This is a genomic window from Corallococcus sp. AB049A, from assembly GCF_003668885.1.
GTDB lineage: Bacteria > Myxococcota > Myxococcia > Myxococcales > Myxococcaceae > Corallococcus > Corallococcus interemptor.
Genome location: NZ_RAWL01000640.1, coordinates 1 through 3,484, shown reverse-complemented (window position 1 = coordinate 3,484; position 3,484 = coordinate 1). Strand labels below are relative to the sequence as shown.

Sequence of the window (3,484 nt, the reverse complement as noted above, 5' to 3'; positions counted from 1 at the left end):
GTCTACTTCCTCGACGTGGGCCAGGGGGACGCGGCGCTCATCGTGTCGCCCACGGGCAAGACGGTGCTCATCGACGGCGGTCCTCCAGAGGCCGGCACGCGGCTGGCGGCGCGGCTGCGCGAATTGGTGAAGGGCCCGCTGGACCTGGTCATCCTCACCCACCCGCACCTGGACCACCTGGGCGGGCTGCGCGCGGCCGTGAAGGCAGTGGGCGCGAAGCGCTTCATGGACCCCGGCTTCGACCACCCGAGCGAGGCGTACCGCGACCTGCTGGACTTCGTGGGCCGCGAGGTGGGCCAGGTGATGAGCCCGGAGCCCAACCCGAACTCGCCCCAGACGCTGCTCACCGTGGGCCTGGGCGAAGGCGTGGCGCTGACCGTGCTCTGGCCGCGCGTGCCCCAGGAGACGTTCCTCGCGAACACGCGCTCGGACGCGAACGCGAACTCCATCGTCACCAAGCTCACCTATGGGAAGACGGCGTTCCTCTTCACGGGGGACTCGGAGCCGCCCACGGAGGAGGTGCTGCTGCGGAAGCCCGTGGACCTCACCTCCACGGTGCTGAAGGTGGCGCACCACGGCGGCAAGCACTCCTCCACCGCGGCCTTCCTGGAACGCGTGAAGCCGCAGGCGGCGGTCATCTCCTGCGGCGTGGGCAATGACTACGGCCACCCCAGCCCGGAGGTCCTGGGCCGCCTGCGCGACGTGCGCGCCCGCACCTTCCGCACCGACCAGGACGGCGAGGTGATGGCGGTGAGCGACGGCACGTCCGTGACGCTGCGCTCGGCGAAGGGCACCTCCGGGGCCGCGAGCCTGGGTGGCACGCAGCAGGCGGGAGCCCCGGTGGCGCTGGGCCCCATCGAGCCCACGCCCCAGGGCCGCTCCGGCCGCTCCACGGAGAAGGAGCCGGAGCCGGGCACGCCCCGGACGCGAACGCCCGCTTCGCCCACGACGCCAGCGGACACCTCCGCCGCCACGGACGAGCGCTACGTGTCGTTGAAGGGCAGCAAGGTGTTCCACCGCGAGAGCTGCAAGACCTTGAAGCGCTCGAAGAACGAGCGCACCGTCTATCCAAGCCGCGCCGACGCCCTGCGTGAGCGCCGCCCCGCCGAGGATTGTCATCCATGAAGGCCCGCATCGCGCTGGGAGTGGGGCTGCTGCTCGCCTCCCTGGCCTGTCAGCAGCAGCCGTCCGAGCCGCCAGCGCAGAAGCCTCCGGAGAAGTCGCGCTACTTCGGGGGCGCGCCGGACGGGAAGCTCCACGTGTACTTCTTCGACGTGGGCGCGGGGGATGCCGCGCTCATCGTCACGCCGCGCGGCAACACGGTGCTGGTGGACTCCGGCCCCGCGTCCGCCGAGTCGCACCTGGTGAACCGGCTGCCGGAGCTGCTGCGCCGCGAGCTGGACCTGGTGGTGCTCACCCAGCCGGATCCGAAGCACCACGGCGCGCTGGAGGCGGTGCTCAAGCGCGTGGGCGCGAAGCGGTTGATGGAGCCGCAGCTGCCGGACACGTCCAAGGCCTACGACGCGCTGCTGACGGCGGTGGGCTCGAGGGGCGTGCAGGTCATCTCACCCGCGCCGTCCTCGTCCGCGCCCAAGGAGCTGGTCCGGATGACGCTGGAGGACCGGGTGAACCTCACGGTGCTCTGGCCTCGCGCGCCCGCGGAGCCGCTCTTGAAGGGGGCCGCGGACGCGGAGGGGCGCAACGCGGCGAACTCCATCGTGCTGCGGCTGACGTACGACGACACGTCGGTCATCTTCGCGGGCGGCGCCCGGGGGGAGACGGAGGCCCGGCTCCTGGAGCGCGGGCTCTTGTCCCCGGCCACGCTGCTGAAGGTCGCCTCGCCCGGCGTGGAGGGCGCGAACTCGCAGGCGTACCTGGAGGAGGTGCGCCCGCAGGCGGCGGTGTTCAGCGGGGATGACAGCCTGGGCAAGAGCCCGAAGGTGAAGGAGCTCCTCGCGCGGCTGCGCGGCGTGGATGCGCGGACGTTCCGCACGGACGTGAACGGCGAGGTGCACGCGGTGAGCGACGGCAAGCAGTTCGAGCTCTCGCTCCAGCGTCCGACCCCGGGCGAGCCTGGCGGCACGCGGCGCGTCTTCCCGGGGCTGGATCCGCGTCCGCCGCTGGCGCGGACGGTGAAGCCCGTGGTGAAGCCGGAGCCCTCCGAGCCGCCGCCCGCCATGAAGACGGAGCCCGCGCGCGTCGCCGAGACTCCGCGCGACGGCAAGGCCCGCGGCGGCAGCGTGACGGACGTGGATGACCTGCCCACCGCGCGCAAGGGCACGCGCCTGGAGGAGGCGCCTCCGAAGGCGGTGCGCCCGTCCTCCAGCACGTCCATGACGGGCGGCTACATGGCGAGCAAGAACAAGCGCATCTTCCACAAGTCCACCTGCCGCAGCGTGAGGCTCATCAAGGATGAGAACCTGCTCACGTGGAGCACGCGTGACGCGGCGCTGAAGACGGGCCGCGAGCCCGCCGGAGACTGCCACCCGTGACGAAGAAGGCGAAGGCCCCCCGGTCCCGGGCCACGGTGGACCGCATCGAGGACGACGTCGCCGTGCTGGTGGTGGATGGCCGGCAGGTGACCCGCGCGCTGGACACCCTTCCGGCGGGCGTGCGCGAAGGAGACGTCGTGGACCTGGAAGCGGGGACGGTGGACGCCGAAGCCACCGAGTCCCTGCGCGCGGACGTCCGCGCCGCGAGGGAACAGGCGATGCGAGGAAAGAAGCCGCCTTCGGGCGACTTCGACCTCTGAAGCCAGGAGCACGGCGAGGAGCCTGAAACGAAAACGTCCTGCTCCCGGGCGGGGAGCAGGACGCGTGACGCCGTGGGCCTGCCCGCCGCGTGACGCGGAAGCAGGCCCATCTCACCCGTGGGCTACGGCGTGGAACCTTCCGCCGGAGCCGCGGGCTCACCACCCGCCGCGGAGCCCGGCGGCGGCGCCACGGGCTCGGGCGCGGCCTGACGGGGCGCCGGAGCCGGAGCCGGAGGCGGCGCCTTGCCGGTCACCTTGTTGACCATGTCCGCCAGGGCGGGCGGCAGCATGCCCGCCGCCGACAGGCCGAACAGCGCCACCGCCGGCAGGACGATGAGGAGCAGCAGCACCAGCGCCACCACCTTCAGCGGGCTGCCACGCCTGGCCGGCACCACCGGACGCTTGCGCGCGGCCTTCGAGTCCACCTGCTGCGCGTCCTCCTCGTCCTCGTCGCCGCGAGGATCCTCGCGCGTCTCGTCCTGACCGGCGTCCTCCTCGTCGGAGGCCTCGCCCCGGTTGCCGGGCAGGTCCAGGTCGGAGAACAGCTCGTTGAGGGGCGCGCCGTTCGCCGCGGGGGCGTTGTCCACCGGCGCAGCCACCGCGCGGCGCGGGGCGGGCGTGGGCACCGGGGCAGGCGCCTCACGGTTGCCGAAGAGCGTGCCCTCGTCCTCGTCGCCGTCGCGCTCGAAGCCGCCGTTGTCCTCGTCGGACGGGCCCGGCCCTGTCTCTTAT

The 3,484-nt window shown here is 72.9% G+C and carries 4 protein-coding genes; 3 read left to right on the top strand and 1 reads right to left on the bottom strand.

Going from position 1 to position 3,484, the window contains the following annotated elements:
* The 3 genes from D7X55_RS37595 to D7X55_RS37585 all read left to right on the top strand — a co-directional run.
* On the top strand, positions 1 to 1,125 hold a 1,125-nt coding region (locus D7X55_RS37595), incomplete at its 5' end, for a ComEC/Rec2 family competence protein (protein WP_147470375.1).
* Positions 1,122 to 2,492: a ComEC/Rec2 family competence protein gene (locus D7X55_RS37590; RefSeq protein ID WP_120548975.1), complete on the top strand. Its 1,371-nt coding sequence runs from the start codon at positions 1,122 to 1,124 to the stop codon at positions 2,490 to 2,492. The genes D7X55_RS37595 and D7X55_RS37590, both read left to right, overlap by 4 nt.
* Positions 2,489 to 2,752 (top strand): DUF3006 domain-containing protein, encoded by a 264-nt coding sequence (locus D7X55_RS37585; protein WP_121725543.1) that lies wholly within the window; start codon positions 2,489 to 2,491, stop codon positions 2,750 to 2,752. Before D7X55_RS37590 ends, D7X55_RS37585 begins: the two co-directional genes overlap by 4 nt.
* A gap of 122 nt (positions 2,753 to 2,874) precedes the next feature.
* Here the strand turns inward: D7X55_RS37585 and D7X55_RS37580 are convergent, their stop codons facing one another.
* Entirely contained in the window at positions 2,875 to 3,378 is a 504-nt protein-coding gene (locus tag D7X55_RS37580) for a hypothetical protein (RefSeq protein ID WP_121725542.1), read from the bottom strand.
* Between the last annotated feature and the right edge of the window lie 106 nt (positions 3,379 to 3,484).